The organism is Micromonospora sp. CPM1, from assembly GCF_023896895.1.
Lineage (GTDB): Bacteria > Actinomycetota > Actinomycetes > Mycobacteriales > Micromonosporaceae > Micromonospora > Micromonospora tulbaghiae.
The window spans coordinates 102100-122933 of the sequence record NZ_JAMHIU010000001.1 but is presented as its reverse complement, the minus strand read 5'-3'; the positions used below and the strand labels follow the sequence as shown (position 1 = coordinate 122933).

The window sequence follows — 20834 nt, the reverse complement described above, 5'->3', positions numbered from 1 at the left end:
CTAGGTACGCCAGACACACACGTCGGAGCACCAGCCGCGCCGATATCGTGCGGTGAGCGCGCCAGCGTTCGATTTCCCATGCTCACACTGAGTCGGTCGGGCAACGGACTGCGGCAGAAGCACGCGCTGATGTCGGCATCGTGGCACGCGTGTGCGCGTTTCGCTGGCTCTGTACCTTGAGCGCGGTGGATGATGCCGAACTGCTTGAGCTGTGGTCGTCGTCAAATCGCTCACCGATCCGCTGCGTCGCTGGCTGGCCGGCGGCTGCCTGTCATGGCACGGGCGGCGGCCACCGGGCAGACTTGACGCGGTGTCAACAAGGCGAGCTGCCTCGGCGGGTACAGGGAAAGGCCATCCTGTGACGTCGAGTCGGCGATGGGGACGATGGGCGTGGGTGCGGCGTTGCGGGTTCTACCTGCTGGGCTCGCTACTCTCCGGGGTCGCCACGGTGCTCGCGCTGCCGCTGCTGTGCATCCCGGGGCCGTCCCGGCTGTGGGCGGACTGGCACCGCTACCGTGCCGGCCGGCTGCTCGGCGCGCCGTTTGCATCGCGTCCTGCTCTGCGCGCGACAGGAGGCGGGGCACGGGCCGATTCGGCCACGGTCCGTACCTCCCGCGCCCTGCTGTGGCTGCCGGCGAACGCGCTGACCGGGGTGGTGTTTGGCCTGCCCGCGCTGCTATGCACGGGCAACATCGTCGTCGCCTTGATCGCCACACCGCTGTGGTGGGCGTTCAGGCCGGAGGACCGGCCACGGCTGTTCATCGACGTTCCGGTGACCGGCTGGGCGACAGCCCTCACCCTCGGTCCACTGCAGATCCTCCTCCTCACCGGGCTGGCGTACGTGGGCTTCGCACCGATCGCTCGCGCACACGCCCGAATTTGCCTGGTGGTGCTGTCGCACTCGACGAACGACGAGCTCGCCGAACGGGTCGCCGTGTTGACCCGCACCCGAGCGGACGTGCTCGACGCGCACGGCGCGGAGCTGCGCCGGATCGAACGCGACCTGCACGACGGCACCCAGGCCCGGCTGGTGGCCATCGCGATGCGGCTGGCCGTGGCCCGGCAGGCGTTCTCCGACAATCCGCGGGACGAGCAGTTTGTGGAAGGACTCCTCCGGGAGGCACACGAAGGAACCGAAGAGGCGATGACCGAACTGCGCGAGGTGATCCGCTCCGTCTATCCGCCGATTCTCGCCGATCGGGGCCTCGACGGTGCCCTGACCGCCGTGGCCACCGGCTGCGGCGTGCCAACCCGGCTGGACATCGGCGACCTCGAACGGGTCCCGCCGGCTGTGGAGGCCGTCGTCTACTTCACCGTCGCCGAGGCACTCACCAACGTCACCAGACACAGCCAGGCGACCGCGGCCGGCGTACGGGTGAGCCGCACGGCGGATCGGTTGTCGGTGGTGATCACTGACAACGGTACCGGCGGTGCCGACGATCGGCGGGGCACCGGCATCGCCGGGATACGGCGCCGGGTACTCGCGCTCGACGGCACCGTCGAGGTCGACAGTCCGGCCGGCGGGCCGACGGCCATCACCGTGGAACTGCCGTGCGGGTGGTGATCGCCGAAGACAACGTGCTGCTGTCCACCGGGCTGGAACTGCTGCTGGGCCGAGCGGGCTTCCAGATCGCCGCCGTCGCCGAGGATGCGGCGGGTTTCCTCACTGCGGTGCGGGAGCACCGGCCCGACGTCACAATTGTCGATGTCCGGCTGCCGCCGTCGTTTCGCGACGAAGGTATCCGTGCCGCCCTGCAGGCCCGCCGGGAGCATCCCGGCCTGCCGGTCCTGGTGTTGTCGCAATATGTCGAGCAGCAGTACGCCGCCGAACTGCTCTCCACCACCGGAGGTGGCGTCGGCTATCTCCTGAAGGACCGGGTCAGCCGGGTGGACGGGTTCGTCGACGCGCTGCGCCGCGTCGCCGCCGGTGGTACCGCGATGGATGCCGAGGTCATCGCCCAGCTCGTCCAACGCGCCGGCGACCCGATCGCCGCCCTCACCCCACGCGAACGCGAGGTGCTCGCATTAATGGCACAGGGTCACGACAACAACGCGATCGCAACGCAGCTGGTTATCACCGACAACGCTGTCCACAAGCACATCGGCAACATCTTCGCCAAGCTCGGCCTCGCCGTGACCGACAGCGGCCATCGCCGCGTCCTCGCCGTCCTCGCCTACCTCAACGCCGGGGGCCAGATGAGCGGTCGCTAACCTGACCCCCGTCTTCGTCGTCGATCACTCGCGAGCCGCCGCCAAGCGGCTCACTCGCGCCCGCCGATCGCGTCGACCGGCGCGGATCGCATCGCATACCGGGTGGCCATACTGATCGCAACCCAGGAGAGTGCGATGGTGAGCGTCACGATCGCCATGAGCCCGGTGAGGGAAATCGTGGGAACGGACGACTTCGTCAATCCGAGGCTGATGCCGATCAGCGGTGGGATCGTTGCCAGCAAGCCGAACAGCAGCGCCGAAAAGACCACGATCCTGGCCTCGCCGTTCATCATCGCGCGGACCTGGTCTCGGCTGGCGCCGATGAGTCGCAGCATCGCGAACTCGCGAACTCGCGCCGCTGTGGCCATCACGAGGGTGTTCACCACGGCGATGGCGATGTAGCCCAGCAGCACCGTCTGGAATAGCAGGTTCAGCGCCCAGTCACCCGAGCCGCCGGACCCGGGTGCGGCCAGGAACGTCTGCCGGTCGCCGACCTGGACCGTGGGGTAGTGTGCGACGGCGCCACGTAGCGCGCCGACGAGCGCCTCTGGGTCGGTCCCGTGCACCGATCTGATCAGTACTGCGGTGACCACCCGCGCGGTGGTGTGGGCGATGACGAGGTCGTTGGGCAGGGTGACGTCCCCGAAGCCCAGGCCGTTCTCGTAGATCGCCACCACCCGTGGCTTGACCACCGTGCCGTCGCCGAGCCGGAGCTCGATCGTCCCGCCGACTTTCGCTCGGACGGTCTGCGCGACGACCCGGCTCAGCGCCACCGCGTCGCCCCGCAGGTCGGCGATGTCGCCCTGGTCCACCGCGAGGTCCATGGTTTCGGAGAGCCGTTCGGGTGCCACGCCCTGGGCGGCGAAGACCTTGGTGGCGGTGCTGTCCTCGGACGGGAATGTCAACAGCACCTGCGTCCGCGCCATCGGCGTCGCCACGGCGACGCCGGGCACGCCGCGCACGGCGTCTACGACCTCCGGAGACACACCGGCACCGGACGAGGCGGTCAGCACGTGGTCGGCCCGCAGGCCGTTCTCGAGTTGGTGCTGCGCTCCGGCGGTCGTCGTGGAGGCGCCGAACACCTGCACGGCGGCCAGGGTTACGCCCATGGCCAGCGGTGTGGTGGCCGAGCTGAGCCGCTGCGAGTTGGCCCGCGCGTTGGCCTGGGCGAGGAAGCCGCCGGCCGTGGTCTGCCGGTTCAGGCGCGAGCCGAACAGCACGATGGTGCCGCGAAGCAGCAGGGGTCCAAGACACCCGAGCGCCACGACGAACAACAGGACCGCGCTCCCCGCGGTGTCGGCGGCCGAGTCGCCCGGCGACGCGACGTTGCCCAAGGTCAGCAGCAGCCCGAGCGGGATGAGTAGGACGCCGATGGTCAACCGGACCCAGCCGAGTTTCTTGGGCTCGACCGTGGCGTCTCCGATCGCCTCGACCGGGCTGACCTTGGCCACCCGGCGCGCGACCAGCCAGCCGGCGAGCCGGGCGCTGGTCATGCACAGCACCAGCGCGGCCAGGAGGGGCAACAACCCCACCCGCATCTGGAAGTCCGGAGGCATCGCGTCCGCGAGGACGAACACGCCGCGCATCACGAACGCGAGCGCCACACCGGGCATCGCGCCGACGACGGCGCCGACCGACGACACGAGGGTCATCTCGGCGCCGATCATCCGGTGGATCTGTTTTGGCGTCGCGCCGATGGCCCGCAGCACGGCCAGTTCGCGTCTCCGCTGCCGCACCGACAGGGCGAGAGTGCTGGCCACCACGAACACCACGATCAGCACCATGGTGCCGCCGAACGACGCGGCCGACTCGACTACTAGGCTGCGGGCGTCGCCTACGTCCAGGAACTCCACGTCGCCGCGTCCCGCGCCGGTATGGGCCACCACGCCCGGCACGGCGGCCGTGATGCGTTCGGCCAACTGCTCAGGGGTCACACCGGGTGCGGCGAGCACGCCGATGGCGTCCACCCGGTCCGGACGGCCGGACAGCTTGGACGCCTGATCGTCGGTGACGAACACGGCGGACTGCCGGTCCAACCCATCCCCCGGCGCGGTGGCAATACCCACGACGCGGTAGGACGACGGGATCGAGCCGACCACGAGGCGAACCGTCGCGCCGAGCGACATGTCGCCGCGCGCGGCGAGGTCGGCGTCGAGCACGACTTCGTCGGGCGCGGCGGGTGCGCGGCCCTCGCGGACTCGGAACGGCGCGAGCGCCGCAGCGGACCAGCCGTGTCCGAACATCGGGAAGCCGTCCGGGCCGGCCACTGCGTCGCCGTTCGAGGTCAGCACGCTGACCTCGACGTTGACGTCTCCGATGGCCGACTGAACACCGGGCACCGCAGCGACGGCGGCGATCTTGTCGGCGGGCAGCGTGACGCGCTCGCTGTAGCGGACCTCGGCGGTCTCGTCCAGCCAGAACGACTGCTCAGCGCCGAGGACCACCGCTGCGCCCGAGTAGCGCTCGGGGGTCACGCCGGTGCCGAGGCCGGACACCAACAGTATCCCGCATGCGGTGATCACTGCCGAGCCCGCGGCGATCGCGAGGAAGGAGCCGACGAAACCGCCCTTGCGCCCCTTGATCGTGCTCCACGCCAGCGACAGATCTTTGCGGTACGGCACCACGAGGTGGACCAGCCGCCGGATGCGCCGGATCACCACTCGCCCAGGTGCGTCATGTGCGACGCAACCTGCTCCGGAGTGGGTCGGGTCAGCTCGCCCGCGATCCTGCCGTCGGCGAGAAACACGACCGAGTCGGCGAAGGAGGCGGCGACCGGGTCGTGGGTGACCATCAGCACGGTCTGCCCCATGTCGTCCACGACGTGTCGCAGCAGTTCCAGAACCTGCTTGCTGGACCGGGTATCCAGCGCGCCGGTCGGCTCGTCCGCGACCACCACGTCCGGGTGGGTGATCAGCGCGCGGGCGACCGCGACTCGCTGCTGCTGACCGCCGGAAAGTTCGCTCGGCCGCCGCGTGACATGCTCACCGAGGCCGACCGCGGCGAGCACGTTTCGCAGGAACGCCTGGTCGGCCTTCCGGTCCGCCAGCCGCAGCGGCAGCGTGACGTTCTCCTCGACGGTCAGCGCCCCCAGCAGGTTGTACGCCTGGAAGATGAACCCGATCCGGTCGCGCCGCAGTTCGGTCAGCTCGCTCTCCGACGTGCTGGACAGTTCCGTGTCGCCCAGCATGACCCGGCCCGACGTCGGCCGGTCCAGACCGGCCGCGCAGTTCAGAAATGTGCTCTTGCCGGACCCGGACGGGCCCATGACGGCGGTGAACGTGCCGCGCGGGAAGTCGGCAGTCACCGCGTCGAGAGCCCGTACCGCATTCTTCCCCGACCCGTACTCCTTCGACACCGACTCCAAGCGCACCGCGTACGACGATGCCCCCGAAGTCGGCGATGCGCGGGTGTATGGCGAGTCGGTCGGGGCGGTCTCGGCGTGCGGGCCGCGCCGTCTCGACGGGTCCCTCGTTGATCTCATGCCGTCCGATGCTAGGAGTGGCGGCGGCCTGGGCTGATACCTCCTACTACCGGAACTGAGGTACAGCCAGCTGTAGTTTCGCCGCGATGTCCAGCCGGGAGTTGATGTTGTCACAAACCCGAATCCGCTCCGTCGGTCCGCACTTGGAACTCCTAACTCTTTGAGCGTTGGAGTCGGCGCCAGCAGATGACGGCGCAGGCGAGGGTGAGGAACGCTTCGTGGATGTCGTCGCGGATCTCCCAGCGGATTCGGAAGGCGCCGGAACCAGTGCGGCAGGGCGATGGTCTGCACGACGACCCATCGTCGAGTGCCGAGTCCAGAGCCGTGCACGATGCCGCGCGCCCTGACCTGATGGCGAGCGCTCTGCACGAGTTCTTTCAGCGAGGCACCGGCGTAGTGCGACCGGCCGGCATCACGATCTGGCCTGCCGCCTGGACCGATCCCAGCGTCAATTGCACCCATGCTTCGTCACCAGAGGAAGCCTCGCTTCGAACACCGGCTGCCCCAGCGCGCCGTGGCATACACCCGGGTCTGACCTTTCAAGCCTGGGTCACTGTTTCGACCGGCCCGTCCGCCCTGGGCTGAAGCATCAGCGGTACGTGCCCGTGGGCGAGGGTCGCCGCTACCTCGGACGTCTGCAGTGGGCGATCATGGCGCGACGACAACGTTCGCGAGTGGTTCGCCCGCTGCGTGCCGCCGGACCTGGTTGACCAACAAGCGGCGAGCCCGGGGTGACAACGCAGCGGTCAGGCCGCCGACGTGCGGGCTGATAAGGACATTCGGCGCGGACCACAGCGGGTGACCAGCGGGCAGCGGCTCGGGCTCTGTAACGTCCAAGGCGGCGTGCATCCGGCCTTTGCTGAGTTCGGTGAGCAGCGCGTCGGTGTCCACCACTCGGCCCCTTGACACGTTTACCAGCAGGGCCCCGTCGGCCATCTTGGCTAGGAAGTCCGAGTTCACCATGCCTTCGGTTTCCGGGGTTAGCGGTGCGGAAAGGATGACGACGTCCGCGTGCGGCAGCATGTCCGCGATCTCCGAGATCGGCCGAACCCCGGGGCGGGCAGTCCGGGCCACCCGGCTGACGGCTACCTCGAACCCGGCGAGCCGGCGTTCGATCGCGGCGCCGATCGAGCCGTAGCCGATGATGAGGACCCGGGCGTCAGCTAGTCCACGCGACCAGTACGGGTCCCAGCGGCCCTCGTCGCCCGCCCGAACGAGTTGCGGCAGTCCGCGCCGGGCGGCGAGCGTAAGCGCCACGGCGAGTTCGGCGGTAGCCGCATCGTGAACACCCCGGCCGTTGGCCAGGGTCAGACCAGGCCGCAGGAATGGCAGGACGTGGTCGTAACCAGCGGTCACTGTCTGCACAACGTTGAGCCGAGGCATCCGAGTGATCGGCTCACACAGGCGCGGATCGATGATCCCGTACGGCACTGCGTACAACTCGACGTCGTCCAGGTTCTCTGGGAGGGGTTGCGTGCCGTCGTAAAGCCCGACGTCGAGATCGCTGAGGTCGGCCACGGCGTCGGGGTGAGGCAGCAGGTAACGCATGCCGATCATCATGCCGCGGCGGACAGTCGGATGTCCGGGAGCACAGCGGCCGACATCCGTTCATCGGCACGAACGTGCGCAGGATGAGCCAAGGAGAGATCACAACCTTGGTGACCGCGCTCGGCGACATCACCACCGTGCTCCGTAACGCCGACCCAGCCGACAAAGCCGAGGTCTACCGACAACTCGGCCTCCGACTGAACTACCAGCCGGAAACGCAAACGGTGCGCGCTGAAGTCGATCTCAGCGCACACCGTGGGGTTATCGTTTGTGTCCGAGGGGGGACTTGAACCCCCACGCCCTATACGGGCACTAGCACCTCAAGCTAGCGCGTCTGCCATTCCGCCACCCGGACCTGCACGTACCAGCCTACCCGGTCGACCAATGTGAGCTACTCACCGCATCGGTCGGCCCGGCGGGCCGCACGGGGCATTACTGTACACGGCCCGGAACGATCATGCACATCAGCTCCAGCGCAGCATGTTTGCGCAGGTCAACGGCCACATAGATCGGGTGGGTAGCGCGCAACAGGCCATTCCGGGCAGCATTGCTCCCGTGTCCCACCCCTCCCCGTTGATCGCCACTCAACACCAGGCCCTCGCGCTGCGCGCCGCGGGTGACCTGACAAGCGCCCGCCGCCTGCTCGCCGACGCGATCATCGCGGCCCGCCCGGCGTACGGCGAGGACCACCAGGATGTCCTGGCCACCGGCCACCTGCTGGCCCGGCTGCACCGCGAGGCCGACGACCCGGCCGCCGCCCGGCGCGTACTCGAGGAGGCCTACGCGGCCGGCGAGCGCCGCCGCGGCGAGGCCGACCCGCTGATGCTCGCGCTCAGCTTCGACCTCGCCGGGGTGTCCGAGGAACTCGGCAACCGGCACGAGGCCCGCCGCAACTACAGCCGCGTGGCGACCGCCGGGGCCGCCGTGCTCGGTCCGGACCACCCCGCGGTACGCGCAGCCCGCCAGTACCTCGGCGGCTCCGCCGCCGCTCCCGCGGGCTATGGCCCCTCCCCCGGCGGCTCCGCCGCCGCTGCCGGAACGCACCCCGCTCCGCCCCCGCCCGGCTACCCGACTCCGGGACGCCCCGGGCACCCTTATCCAGCAGTGCCCGGACATGCCGATCCGGCACCGCCGGGGCGCCCTGGCCCGGTCCGGCCCGGCCAACCCGGTCCCGCCTCCTCCGGCTACCCCGGGCACGGAGGGTCCGAGCCGACCGTCTCGCTGCGGCCTGTCCCACCGCCGCACCCGCACGCTCCGGCACCGCCCCGGCCCGTCGTCCCGGGTGCGCCCGTCGCGCATTCGCCGGCGCCCGGTTCACAGTGGGCTCCCCGCCCGGGCCCGGCACCGCAGACGCCCCGCGCCGGGCAGCCACCTCATCAGGCCGCGCCGATCGTCCCTCCGCCCTCGGTGCCTCCTGCCCCGCCCCAGCACCCTGCCGGCACCGGGCCGAGCGGACCCGCAAATCCGTGGGCGCCGCCCTCGCCGGCTGCCTCAGAGGCGACGACCCGGTTCGCGCCCATCACGGAAGAGGCCACCTCCCGGTTCCCGGTAGTGCCCGTCGAACCCACCGCACCAGCGCCACCGCCGGCTGCCGGGGTCGCCCCGCAGACTCCCGGCGTCCGTCCGGTGCCCCCGGCCCACGGTGTCACCCCGGTTCCGTCGGCTCAGGGCGTGACCGCGGTTCCACCGGCTCCAGGCGCCACCTCGCTTCCGCCGGGAACCTACGGTCGACCGGCCGTCGCTCCCGGCGTGACGCCGGTGCCGCCCCGCGCCCCGGTTGCCGCGCCCCCGCACCCGGCGACCTCCGGCGCGTCCGTGCCCCCGCCGGCCCCCGGAGCCCCGGCGGCAACGCCGGGAACGCCGGGAACGCCGGGAACGGCAACCACGGCGGGCGCGCCGGCGCCCGCGAGGCCGGCGGTGCCTCCGATGCCGGGCCCGGCGTCCTCGGCCGCCGCAGGGCATGGCGCGCCCGTCTCCGCGCCGCCCGCCCCCGCGCGTCCGGTCCCGCCACCACCGAGCGTGGCCGGCGCGCCTCCGGTCCCGCCACCACCGGCGCCGAGCGTGGCCGGCATGCCTCCGGTCCTGCCTCCGCCGGTGCCCGGCACCGCTGGGAGACCGCTACCGTCCCCGCAGGCACCCGGCACTGCCGGCACCCCGCCGCAGACGTCCGGCACTGTCGGCGTCTCGCCGCAGAGGCCTGGCAAGGCGACTACGCCGCAGCCGCACCCACCGATGCCCGGGACAGTCGGCGCGTCCCCGCTACCGCCTCCGCCGGTCATCCCGCCGCCGCCCACAATGCCGGTCGTCGAGACGCCACCCTCCACCGGAGGCACTCCGGCTTCCCGGACCCCAGCGGCCGGAGTCCTGCCACCGCCTCCTCCGACCGTCCTCCCGCCGGCGCCACGCGTCCCGTCGCCGGAGCGCGGTGTCCTACCACCACCTCCGGCCGCTCCGGTCGCCCCGCCGGGCCCGACCCGGTCCGCCCCGCCGCCGGTCACCACTGCGGGCTCGACGGCGCCTCCGGTCCCGGTTGACCAGCCGGTGGCGGAAACCCGGGCGGCCACTGCCACCTCAGCGGCACCCACCTCGGCCCCCGTGGCGCCCCGACCGGCGCCGGCCCAACGGGCGACGCCGACGACCGAGACCGTCCCCGCTCCCCCGCGTCCCGATACGAACCGGGCGGCCGACGCCGAAACGGGCGAGCCCGGTGCCACGCCGCCCGTCCCCGGTGGACCGGGCTGGGACAAGCCGACGATCCAGGTGCAGCAGATCGGCCCGCTGCTGGAAGAGGAGGCGGAGCGCAACGCCGCAAAGGCAGCCCGCGACGCTTCGGCGAAGCCCGCAGCGACAACCTCCGCCGGCGAACCCCCGGTCAGCGCACCCCCGGCCAGCAAAGCTCCTGCTGACACGCCGTCGGCCGGCTCGTCCGGGATGATCGCTTCCGCAGCGAGCGCATCGCCGGTGAGCACGTCCCCGGTCAGCGGACCGCCGGTGAGCGCGCCCGGTACGAGTGAAGGCGGCTCGGATGGTGCACCGGTCACCGACGCCGGTGCGCCTCCGGCGGGCGGAGCACCGCTGCCCACCGCACCCCACATCAGCGCGCCGCCCGCCAGCGCCGCGCCCGTCAGCGCGCCACCGGTCAGCGGCCCGCCCGCCGCACCGGTCAGCGCCGCACCGGCCGTGGGCTACCCGCCACCGGCCGGCGGACCCGCACCCGCCTATCCGCCGCCGATCAGCGCACCACCCGCGCCCGGCCACCCGACGCCGACCGGTGGGCGCACCGTGCCACCCGTCAGCGGCCCTCCTGGGCCGCCGATCAGCGGCCCACCCGCTCCCGGCTACCCGTCGCTGACCGGCACACCACCCGCACCGCCCGTCAGCGGGCCTCCGGGCCCGCCGATCAGCGGACCACCCGGACCCGGCTACCCACCTCCGATCAGCGCGCCGCCCGGACCCGGCTACCCGCCACCGGTCAGCGCGCCGCCCGCCGGACACCTACCGGTGAGCGCTCCCCCCGGCACCTATCCGCCGCCCGTGAGCGGACCACCTGCGGCACCCGTCAGCGCCGCGCCGGTGAGCGGTTCCTCCGTACCGCCGTGGGGCATGGTCGCGCCGCCGTGGAGCAGCGTCGCCCCGTCCCAGCCGGTCGACCGGCCCACCGACCCGGAGCCGGAGGAGGACGAACCGGCGCCCACCGACACGGCCGGCGAACCGGAGCGGGACGCGCCGGAGCCGAACCGGCCGATGACGATCTACGAGGATCTGCTGGACTTCCCCGAGTCCACGCGACCGGAGCCGCCGGCCGAGCCGGAGCAGAGCGCGTGGCCGGCGACCCCGCCGATGTTCCACCAGCAGCCGATCGAGCAGCAGGGCGCGTACCCGATGGAGCCGGAGCGGCCGGGCCGGAACCGGACGGTGCTGGCCCTGCTGGTCGGCGGTGCGGTGCTCGCGGTGGTGGCGGTGGTCGGTGTCGGCGCGGTGTTGCTGAACCGGGAGGCGGCGCCGCCTCCGGCTCCCGCGCCCGCGTCCGGCTCCGCGTCGCCGAAGGTGGCCGGGCCGCCGCCGGGTGACCTGAAGCTGCGCGACGACACCACGACCGTGACGGTGACCTGGACCGATCCGACGAACGGCGGGGTGCCGTTCGTGGTGGCGGGTGGCCGGGCCGGGCAGAAGCTCGGGGTGATGGCGACTGTGGACGCCGGGCAGACCCGGTACACGGTGAACGGACTGAGCGCGAAGCTGGACTACTGCTTCACGGTGCTGGCTGTCTATTCGACCGACTCGTACGCCACCTCGGGCCAGGTCTGCACGGACCGGGAGGGCGGCGGAACGCCGAACTGAGACGACACGCTCGGTGTCCACAGGAGGACGGTGCGGGTTTCACCGGCTCCGCACGGCACCTATGATGGCTCCCGGCTCTGGGGAGGGTCCGCCGTGCTCGGCGGTTCTCCCGCACCGACACGGGGAGGCAGCCGGCAGTGACCACCATCGAGGACGTCACGGGCACCGGGCCGGAGCCGGCCCGTCCACGGTCGCGGATGCGCGGCGGGCTGGTGACCATCGGCACGGTGGCCGCGCTGCTGGCCGCGATGGGCTTGACGGTGCTCGGGCTGGGTGCGGCCGACAACGCGGTGGCGAGCTTCGACGCGTCCTCCTGGTTGTGGAGCACCACCCGCAGCGAGCTGGCCCGGGTCAACGGCGTCACCGCGCGGGTCGACACCCGGATGGAGGTGCCGGGTGGGCGCCGGCACCAGATGCAGGTGGCCCAGACCGACCGGCTGCTGATCCTGCGCGACCTCAACACCGGCCGGGTCAGCTCGCTGGACCTGGCGACGTTGCAGATCACGGCCACCACGCCGACCGCGCCGGGGCTCGGGGTGAGTGTGGCGCTGCACGAGGACGCGGCGTTCGTGGTGGACGCGGTGCAGGGCATCGTCCGGCAGCTCGACCCGCGGGCGCTGACGCCGGTGGGCGAGCCGGTCCGCTATCCGCCGGGCATCACCGGTGGCACGTTCGACGGCGCGGGCAAGCTGTGGATCGCGGTGCCCAGCGAGGGCACCGTCTCGGCTGTGACCGCCGCCGAGCTGCCGGAGACGCCCGGTGACGCGCCGCCCGCCGGGCTCAGCCCGAAGCGGGTCGAGACGTACGACGTGGCCGAGCCGGCGCACGAGCTGGTGGTGTCCACCTTGGACGAGGGCGTCGCGGTGCTGGACCGCACCTCGGCGTCGCTGGTGACGGTGGTCGGCGGGCAGACGCAGCGGGCGGAGTTGAGCATGACCGCGCCGGGGAACCTGCCGACGCGTACCAGCGGGCCGCAGGTGCCGGTCACGGTCTCCGGTGACCGGTCGGTGCACGTGGTGCGGGACAGCCGCGAGGTGAAGCGGTTCACGGTGCCCGGCACCGGCGCCCGGCTGAGCCCGGCGGTGTCGTGGGCGGGCCGGTTCTACTGCGCCGACGAGAACACCGGCACGGTGTACGCCTTCGACACCGAGGGTCAGCTCGTGCAGACCGTGAAGGGCTCCGGCCGCCCCGGCCCGGTCGAGCTGGAGGTGCGCGAGAACCACCTGTTCATCAACCCGCCGGACTCCTCCACCGCGCAGGTGGTCGACGACCGCAACCAGGTCCGTGAGGTCGACAAGTACGCCAACGACGTGCTCGGCGGCGACCCGCCGCCGGTCGCTCCGCCGCCGCCCCCGCCGAAGAAGCCCAAGGTGTCCAAGCCGGGTGCGCCGAAGTCGGTGACGGCCGCCGCTGGTGACGCGTCGGCGCGGGTGAGCTGGCAGGCCGCCGCGTCCAACGGCGCCGAGATCACCCGGTACGTGGTGGAGGGCGCCGGCCAGACCCACCAGGTCGGCGCGAACCAGCGCGCGCTGGAGATCACCGGTCTGACCAACGGTGAGACGTACACGTTCTCGGTGCACGCGGTGAACGCCAAGGGTGAGGGTCCGGCGCGGCGCAGCAACCCGGTGGTGCCGACGGCCGAGGTACCGGACCCGCCGGCGTCGGTGACCGCCGAGGCACGGCCGGACGGCACGGTGCGGGTGAGCTGGCCCGAGGCCGACGGCCAGGGCAACAAGATCGCGAAGTACGCGGTGACGGCGACCTCGGCCGGCGCGAGCGCCCCGGCCGGCGAGTCGGCGAAGACGGAGCTGGTGGTGCCGGCCGGGCAACTGGAGTACGGCACCCAGTACGCGTTCACCGTGACCGCGGTGAGCGAGAAGGGCGCGGGGTCGAAGGCGTCGCCGGTGAGCAACACGGTGGTGCCGTTCACCACGCCGAAGGCGCCGACGGAGCTGCGGGCGTCCACCGTCGCCGACCAGCCGGGCACGATCACGGTGCAGTGGTCCCCGGCGGTGGACAACGGCCGCCCGGTCACGAAGTACGTCGTGGAGGCCGCCGGGAAGTCGGTCGAGGTGACCGACGTGCAGGCCACTGTCGGCGGGCTGGGCAACGGCCAGAACGTGACGGTGAAGGTCAAGGCGGTGAACGAGGCCGGGGCGGGACCGGAGGCGAGCACCACCGCGCGGACGGTGGCCGAGCCCCGGATCACGGTGACCGGCTCGTCGGCGGACGCCACGTCGGTGACCGTGACGTTCACTGTGGACGCGGGCGGCGGGCGCGCCACCTGCACGGCGGCGACCGGCGGGAAGACGGCGAGCGGCAGTTGTTCCAGCCTGCGGGTGACCGGGCTGACGCCGGGCACCGCGTACACGGTGACGCTGACCGCGAGCAACGCCGCCGGTAAGGGCACCGCTTCGCGCGCGCAGACCACCGACCCGGTGTACGGCGTCGCCACCTGCAAGAACGGTCCGGACGGCGACCAGCGGACGTACTGCGACAAGGACGTGCCGGGCCGCAACGGCAACGAAATCTTCGAGGTGCCGAGGCAGGACAACGACCGGCAGGCCGGCTGGGTGCCGGACGGCCACCGGCTGCGCACGTACTGCAAGGTGAAGGGCGAGGACGTGGACGCCTGGATCTACAACAACAACAAGCAGAGCACCTGGTGGGTCCAGGTGGAGTACAAGGGCAAGACGTACATCCCGTGGGCCTGGCTCAACCTGGAGGGCGACGACGACCTCGGCGTCCTGCCGGCCTGCTGACCGCACCGTCCGAGAGGCACACCCGTGAACACGCACGAACCGCTGAGCCAGCCGGAGGTGCAGGGCTTCGCCGCCCTGGCCGCCCGGCTGGCCGACAACGTCAACGCGGTCGTGCTCGGTAAGCCGCAGGTGGTGCGGCTGGCGCTGACCGCGCTGTTCGCGCAGGGGCACGTGCTGCTGGAGGACGTACCGGGCGTCGGCAAGACCACGTTGGCGCGGGCCGTCGCGGCCACGGTGAAGGGGCAGTGGCGGCGGATCCAGTTCACGCCGGACCTGCTCCCCTCCGACGTGTCGGGGGTGACCATCTTCAACCAGGCCAGCCGGGGCTTCGAGTTCCACCCGGGGCCGGTGTTCGCCAACATCGTCATCGCCGACGAGATCAACCGGGCGTCCCCGAAGACGCAGTCGGCGCTGCTGGAGGTGATGGAGGAGCGGACCGTCACCGTGGACGGCGTACGGCACCCGGTGCCGCAGCCGTTCCTGGTGGTGGCCACGCAGAACCCGGTGGAGATGGACGGCACCTACCGGCTGCCCGAGGCCCAGCTCGACCGGTTCCTGGTGAAGCTGTCGGTCGGCTATCCGGACGAGGCGGTCGAGGTGGAGGTGCTGCGCGGCGCCACGGTCCGCTCCCCCGACTCGCTGACCGCCGTCACCGACACCGCGACTGTGGGCGAGATGGTGAAGATGGCCCGGCGGGTGCACATCGCCGAGCCGCTCTACGCGTACGCGGTGCGGCTGGCCGCGGCGACGCGTACCCATCCGCAGGTGCGGGTCGGGGTGAGCCCGCGCGGGGTGATCGCGCTGACCCGGGCGGCGTGCGCGTACGCGCTGATCGACGGCCGGGGCTGGATCATGCCGGAGGACCTGAAGGCGCTCGTCGAGCCGGTGTTCGCGCACCGGCTGCTGCTCACCCCCGATGCGCAGGTGCGTGGTGTGACGCCCGCCGAGGTGCTGCGCCAGGCGGTCGCGTCGGTGCCGGTGCCGCTGCCGTCGGGCCAGGCCACAGCGGTGCACGGCTGAGCGTGGGGATCACCGCCCGTGGCATCGGGCTGCTCGTCGCCGCCCTGGTGCTGCTCGGCGTGGGGTTCCGGTACGCGTACCCGGAGCTGACGGTGCTCGGCGCGGCGGCCGGCGTGGCGGTCGGCTACGCCGTGGTGAACGCGGCCTGGCGGCCCCGGCTGAGCGTCGAGCGGCGGGCCGACCCGGACCGGGTGGCCCGGGGTGAGCCGGCGGCGATGGAGCTGACGGTGCGCAACACCGGCCGGTTGCGGGCGGCGAACCTGGTGGCCGAGGACCGCTGCGCCGGCGCGCTCGTGCCGGTGCCGCTGCTGCGGTTGCGCCCGGGCCGGGACACGGTGGCGCGGTACGAGGTGCCGACACATCGGCGTGGGGTGGTGCCGGTGGGGCCGCTGCGGGTGGTGCGCCGGGATCCGCTGGGGCTGGTGGCGCTGGCGCGCGGCTACGGCGGCACGGTGCCGGTGTGGGTGCACCCGCGCATCCACCCGCTCTCCGCGGTGCCCACCGGCGCCGGGCGCAGCCTGGACGGGCGTACCGACAGCGTGCCGCACGGGTCGATCACGTTCGACTCGCTGCGGGAGTACGTGGTGGGTGACGAGTTGCGCCGCGTGCACTGGCGCACCAGCGCCCGGGTGGGTGAGCTGATGGTGCGGGAGAACGTGGACACCAGCCTGCCGCGACTGGTGGTGGTGCTGGACAACCGCGCCTCGGCGCACCCGGACCGGGTCGGTGGTGTCGCGGAGTCGTTCGAGTCGGCGTGCGAGGCGGCGGCGTCGGTGGTGGCCGCCGCGGTGCGGGAGGACCTGCCGGTGCACCTGCTGCTCGTCGTACCGGCCGAGGTGGAGCCCGCGGGCGCGGCCGGGCCGCTGGACCGGCTCGCAGCGGTGGAGCTGGCGGATGCCGGGCCGGATGTGCTGCCCGCCGCGACGGGCAGGCTGCGCCGGGACCGGCTCGGCGACACGCTCGTCTTCCTGACCGGGCCGGGTGGCCGCGACGACCTGGGGCACGTGGGCGCGCTGCGCGGCGCGTACCCGTCGGTGGTGGTCGGGATGTTCGGCGCGGACGGGCCGACGCCGGCGGGCGCGGCGGGCCTCACGGTGCTGGACGCGGCCGACGGCGCGGCGTTCGCCGCCGAGTGGGACGGGGTCCGCCGGTGGTGACGCCGCCGCGGGTCGAACCGTCGGCGGACGGGCGCGTGGCCCGGGCGCTGCGGGCCGTGCCGGTCCCGGCCGCGCTGATCGTGCTGGTCGCGCTCTCCGGCGTGGTGCTGGGCCGGGTGTACGCGGACCCGCTGCTGACCCGGCTCATGGCCGGCGCGGCGGTCGGCTCGGTGCTGGTCAGCGTGGCCGCCCGGCGGCTGCCGTCCTGGCTGGTCGCGCCGCTGTCGGTGGCCGCGCTGGCCGGGTGGACGCTGTTGTCGCTGCGGCTGGCCACCGCGCACGCCGCGCTGCCCGGCGGGCTCGGCGAGGTGACCGCCGACGCCGCCCGCAACGCGATCCCCCGGCTGCTCACCGCGATGATCCCGGTCGAGCCGGCGCCGGACACGGTGCTGGTCCCGGTGGTCGCGGCGTGGCTGGCCGGGCTGACCGCCGCCGAGGTGGCGCTGCGGGCCGGGCGGGTGCTGCTGGGCTACCTGCCGCCGGCGCTGCTCTACGCGGGCGCGCTCTACGTGGTCGGGCCGAACGCGAATCCGGCGATCGGCCCGACGGTGCTGTTCGCGGCCGTCGCGGCGGCCGGCCTGGCGACGCCCGGGCGCCGCGACGGCCCGGCGCCCGATCCGGTCGCCGGTCTCAGTCCTGCGGTACGCGCGGCGGTACGGCTGCGTCTGGTGGCGGCGAGCGCGGCCGGGCTGGCGGTGGTGGTGGCGCTGGCGGCGCTGCTCGCCCCGGTGGTGGCCGCCCAGGTCGACGAGCGGCCGGTCGACCCGCGCCGCTACGTGGAGCCGCCCCGGGTGGAGTCGCTGGACGAGAACCCGCTGATCCGGATCTCCGGGTGGGCGCTCAACCCGGACCAGCGGCTGCTCGACGTGCGTACGAGCGGGGGCGCGGCCGGGGACGGGTCGCCGCGGATCCGGCTGGCGGTGCTCAGCGACTACGACGGGGTGACCTGGCGGGTCGGCGCCACGTACCGCAACGCGGGGCGGATCCTGCCCGCCGCCGAGCCGGCCCCGAACGCGGCCACCGACGAGGTGCGCCAGGAGATCACGGTCGGCGACCTGACCGGGCGGCTGCTGCCGGCGGTGCCCACGCCGCGCGAGGTGACCGGCGCGCGGGTGGCGTACGACCCGGCGACCGGGACGCTGATCCGGCCGGAAGGGCTCGCGCCGGGCCTGCGGTACGAGGTGTCGTCGGTGCGGGAGCGCCCGGACGCGAACCTGCTGCCCACGGCGAACGTGCCCGCCGGTGACGAGGTGGCCCGGGTGCTGCGGGTGGCCGACGGCGCGCCGGAGCCGGTGCGACGGCTCGCCACCCAGCTCGCCGAGTCGAACGGCGCCCCGTACGCGCGTGCCGACGCGATCGCCACGTTCCTGGCCGAGCACTACCGGGTGACAGCCGACGCGCCCAGCGGGCACGCGTACCCGAACCTGGCGTTCTTCCTGTTCGGACCGCGTAACGGCGGCGGGCAGCGGGGCACGTCGGAGCAGTTCGCCGCCGCGTTCGCGGTGCTCGGCCGCCTCGCCGGCCTGCCGACCCGGGTGGTGGTCGGGTTCGAGCCCAAGGGCGACGGTCCGGTGCGGGCCGCCGACGCGTACGCCTGGCCGGAGGTGCTGTTCGACGGCGTCGGCTGGGTGCCGTTCGACCCGATGCCGCGTCCGGACTCCGAGCCCCGCCCGGTGGAGGAGGACTTCCGGCCGCAGCCGGAGGATCCGCCGCCGTCGGAGGTGCCGGCGCCCACCGAGGAGCCGAGCGCCACTCCCCCGGCCGCCGCACCCGCGCCCGGCCGGAACGAGGGTGGGCTCGGCACGCCGGTGCTGGTCGGCGGCGGTGCCGGTGGCCTGCTGCTGGTGGTCGGGGCGGTGCTGGCGGTGCTCGTGGCGATGCGCCGTCGGCTGACCCGCTCCCGGTTGGACGCCGGTGACCCCGGCGAGCGGGTCGCCGGTGCGTGGCGGGAGCTGACCGACGCGCTGCGGCTGGCCGGGCACCCGGTCGGGCCGGACCTGGCGGCGGCCGAGGTCGCCGAGCGGGCCCGCCGGACGCTCGCCGAGGCGCGCGCGGCCCGGCCCGGAGAGGGCGCGGCCGGACCCACGGACCGGACCGGGGACGGCGCGGCGGCCGGCGGCCCCGACGAGGCGGCGGTCGACGAGCTGGCCGCCCTGCTCAACCAGGCGGGCTTCGCGCCGGGCAGTGTCACGCCGGAACAGGCGGAGCAGGCCGCACGGCTGAGCCAGAGCTTCGGCGACGCGCTGCGCTCGGCCCGCCCCCGGTGGAGCCGGTTGTTGTGGACGGTCCACCCGGGGCCGCTGCGGTGGCGCCGCTGACCGGACCGGCCGGGCGACGGCGAGGCGCGGCCCTCTGCCGCGGTGCTGCCGGCCACGCCCGAGGCAACCGCCGCGACGGCCGGGCTCAGCGATCGGCGGCGCGCAGCTTCCGGAGGAGCTTGCGCAGCCCGGCCTGCCAGCCGTCCGGGTCCTCGGCGCGGCGGCGGGCGTAGTCGGCGACCTCGGGGTGCGGCAGGATCAGGAACCGCTCCTCGGCCAGCCCGGCGACGACCGCGTCGGCGACCTGTTCCGGGGTGAGGATCGTCCCGGACGCGGCGATCACCCGGGCGCCCAGGTGTCCCTCGGCGAGGCCGTCGGCGAGCATCGGGGTGTCCACGCCCTGCGGGCACAGCGCGCTGACCCGGATGCCGGCGTCCCGGTAGGTGATCGCCAGCCACTCGGCGAGACCCACGGCGGCGTGCTTGGTGGCGGTGTACGGGGCGTCGCCGACGGCGGTCAGCAGTCCGGCCGCCGAGCAGGTGAGCAGCAGGTGTCCCTGGCCCCGGCTGAGCATCCCGGGCAGCACGGCGCGGGCGCTGTGCAGGTGCCCGAGCACGTTCACCTTCCAGGCCCGGTCCCAGTCGGCGTCGGGCGCGTCGATGCCACCGCCGGTGGCCACGCCGGCGTTGGCGCAGAACAGGTCGATCCGGCCGTGGCGGCGCCCGGTCTCGTCGACCAGCGCGTGCACCGCCGCCTCGTCGGTGACGTCCAGCCCGACGCCGCTCGCGACCGGGCCGATCGCGTCGGCCGCCGCGCGGGCCGCGTCGGCGGCCAGGTCGGCCAGGACGACGGCGGCGGCGCCCTCGGCAGCGAACCGGCGGCCCAGCGCCGCGCCGATCCCACCGGCCCCGCCGGTGATCACCACCACCCGGTCGGTCAGGTTCATCTCAGGCCACCTTTCCGGGGCCGAGCCGGGGCAGCAGGTCCATCCAGGCCGCCGCGCCGCCCTCGGTGATCTCGGGGGTGGGCAGCACCGCGATGACCGGCACGTCGACGCCGTTGTCGGCGTACCGGCGGACGGATGCCACGCACTGCTCGGGCGAGCCGTGCAGCACCAGCGCGTCGACCACCTCGTCCGGTACGGCGGCGGAGGCGCCCCGCCGGTCCCCGGCGGCCCACGCCTCCCACATCGGGCCGAGCGAGTCCTCGCGGCCCAACCACCTGTGGAAGGCGGCGTACGCGGGCACGGTCAGGTAGCCGGTGATCATGCGGCGGCCCAGTGCGCGGGCGTAGGCGGCGTCCTCGGTGGGGCAGACGAAGATGCGGGCGGCGACGTCGAAGCCGGGCCGGCGCTCCCCCACCTCGGCGAGCGCGGTCGGCACGTCGTCGGCGGCCAGCCAGTTGAGGATCACCCCGTCGGCCTCGGCGGCGGCCAGGCGCAGCATGCCGGGGCGCAGCGCGGCCAGCACGACCGGCGGCGGCACGCTGGGCGGGCGCTCCAGCGTGAACCGCCGGACGGCGAACGTGTCGAACGCACCGTCGACGGTCTCGCCGCGCAACGCGGCCCGCAGGAACCGCAGCACGTCCCGGGTGCGCTTGAACGGCTCGTCGAACGCGATCGCGTTCCAGTCGCGTACCAGCACAGGCGAGGAGGAGCCGACGCCGAGCGCGAAGCGGCCCGGCGCGGCCTCGGCCAGCGCGGCGGCGCTCATCGCGAGCAGTCCGGGCCCTCTGGTGAACACCGGCGTGATCGCGGTGCCGAGGCGCAGCCGTGGCGACCACGCGGCGGCCAGGGCCAGCGGGGTGAACGCGTCGGCGCCGGCCACCTCCGACGACCAGACGTCGGTGAACCCGGCGTCGTCCAGGGCCGCGTAGACAGCGGCGTGGTCGGCGAGCGGAATTCCGCCCAACGGCACGGTCATTCCCCATCGGTTCGTCACCCGTCGATGGTGCCCGTCCGGCAGCGCCCGGAGCAAGATCCAGGCAGATATGGGTGATCCGCTCCGAGTTGCCGGGAAAGAGTGTTACGACTGCCGCATGAGTCGGACCGGGGACG

The 20834-nt window shown here is 73.5% G+C and carries 12 protein-coding genes, 1 tRNA gene and 1 pseudogene; 8 read left to right on the top strand and 6 right to left on the bottom strand.

The features are described from left to right. Window positions 1–448 precede the first annotated feature (448 nt). Together M8C11_RS00465 and M8C11_RS00460 are read left to right on the top strand one after the other, a co-directional pair. Window positions 449–1564 (top strand): histidine kinase, encoded by a 1116-nt coding sequence (locus M8C11_RS00465; RefSeq protein ID WP_252447712.1) that lies wholly within the window; start codon window positions 449–451, stop codon window positions 1562–1564. Continuing rightward, the gene (locus M8C11_RS00460; RefSeq protein ID WP_135240855.1) at window positions 1552–2211 is read left to right on the top strand and encodes a response regulator transcription factor; all 660 of its coding nucleotides are present in this window, start codon (window positions 1552–1554) and stop codon (window positions 2209–2211) included. The genes M8C11_RS00465 and M8C11_RS00460 overlap by 13 nt, the downstream gene beginning before the upstream one ends. Before the next feature lie 50 nt (window positions 2212–2261). Here M8C11_RS00460 and M8C11_RS00455 read toward each other — a convergent pair whose 3' ends face one another. The 4 genes from M8C11_RS00455 to M8C11_RS00435 all read right to left on the bottom strand — a co-directional run bounded on the left by M8C11_RS00455 (window position 2262) and on the right by M8C11_RS00435 (window position 7595). Continuing rightward, complete coding sequence (locus M8C11_RS00455; RefSeq protein ID WP_252447711.1) at window positions 2262–4868, bottom strand: ABC transporter permease; 2607 nt, start codon at window positions 4866–4868, stop codon at window positions 2262–2264. Continuing rightward, window positions 4865–5581 carry an ABC transporter ATP-binding protein gene (locus M8C11_RS00450; RefSeq protein ID WP_252447710.1) on the bottom strand — a complete coding sequence of 239 codons (717 nt, stop codon included), beginning with the start codon at window positions 5579–5581 and terminating at the stop codon, window positions 4865–4867. Before M8C11_RS00450 ends, M8C11_RS00455 begins: the two co-directional genes overlap by 4 nt. A 759-nt stretch (window positions 5582–6340) precedes the next feature. Next, complete coding sequence (locus tag M8C11_RS00440; RefSeq protein WP_135240858.1) at window positions 6341–7240, bottom strand: 2-hydroxyacid dehydrogenase; 900 nt, start codon at window positions 7238–7240, stop codon at window positions 6341–6343. A 271-nt stretch (window positions 7241–7511) separates the two neighbouring features. Then, window positions 7512–7595 (bottom strand) — tRNA-Leu (locus tag M8C11_RS00435). 125 nt (window positions 7596–7720) lie between these two features. Here M8C11_RS00435 and M8C11_RS30670 point away from each other — a divergent pair. From M8C11_RS30670 to M8C11_RS00405, 6 genes and pseudogenes are all read left to right on the top strand, one after another. Next, a pseudogene (locus tag M8C11_RS30670) lies at window positions 7721–7969 on the top strand (hypothetical protein); the annotation flags it as partial. A gap of 2805 nt (window positions 7970–10774) precedes the next feature. Beyond that, window positions 10775–11581 (top strand): fibronectin type III domain-containing protein, encoded by an 807-nt coding sequence (locus tag M8C11_RS30665; RefSeq protein ID WP_252448158.1) that lies wholly within the window; start codon window positions 10775–10777, stop codon window positions 11579–11581. 197 nt (window positions 11582–11778) lie between these two features. Next, the gene (locus M8C11_RS00420) at window positions 11779–14343 is read left to right on the top strand and encodes a fibronectin type III domain-containing protein (protein ID WP_252448157.1); all 2565 of its coding nucleotides are present in this window, start codon (window positions 11779–11781) and stop codon (window positions 14341–14343) included. A 24-nt stretch (window positions 14344–14367) separates the two neighbouring features. After that, window positions 14368–15363, top strand: coding sequence for a MoxR family ATPase (locus M8C11_RS00415; protein WP_013287288.1), 996 nt, complete (start codon window positions 14368–14370; stop codon window positions 15361–15363). Between the two features lie 2 nt (window positions 15364–15365). Next, window positions 15366–16520, top strand: coding sequence for a DUF58 domain-containing protein (locus M8C11_RS00410; RefSeq protein ID WP_121686565.1), 1155 nt, complete (start codon window positions 15366–15368; stop codon window positions 16518–16520). Further along, window positions 16514–18838 (top strand): transglutaminaseTgpA domain-containing protein, encoded by a 2325-nt coding sequence (locus M8C11_RS00405; protein ID WP_374666582.1) that lies wholly within the window; start codon window positions 16514–16516, stop codon window positions 18836–18838. Before M8C11_RS00410 ends, M8C11_RS00405 begins: the two co-directional genes overlap by 7 nt. Window positions 18839–18923: 85 nt before the next feature. Here M8C11_RS00405 and M8C11_RS00400 read toward each other — a convergent pair whose 3' ends face one another. Beyond that, entirely contained in the window at window positions 18924–19724 is an 801-nt protein-coding gene (locus tag M8C11_RS00400; protein WP_252447709.1) for an SDR family oxidoreductase, read from the bottom strand. A gap of 1 nt (window position 19725) precedes the next feature. After that, the gene (locus M8C11_RS00395) at window positions 19726–20700 is read right to left on the bottom strand and encodes an LLM class F420-dependent oxidoreductase (RefSeq protein WP_114920899.1); all 975 of its coding nucleotides are present in this window, start codon (window positions 20698–20700) and stop codon (window positions 19726–19728) included. Between the last annotated feature and the right edge of the window lie 134 nt (window positions 20701–20834).

Bases quoted from the DNA above. Each gene is read 5' to 3' on its own strand.
- M8C11_RS00400 (WP_252447709.1), bottom strand. From the start codon at position 19,724: ATGAACCTGACCGACCGGGTGGTGGTGATCACCGGCGGGGCCGGTGGG.
- M8C11_RS00420 (WP_252448157.1), top strand. From the start codon at position 11,779: ATGCGCGGCGGGCTGGTGACCATCGGCACGGTGGCCGCGCTGCTGGCC.
- M8C11_RS00440 (WP_135240858.1), bottom strand. From the start codon at position 7,240: ATGCGTTACCTGCTGCCTCACCCCGACGCCGTGGCCGACCTCAGCGAT.
- M8C11_RS00395 (WP_114920899.1), bottom strand. From the start codon at position 20,700: ATGACCGTGCCGTTGGGCGGAATTCCGCTCGCCGACCACGCCGCTGTC.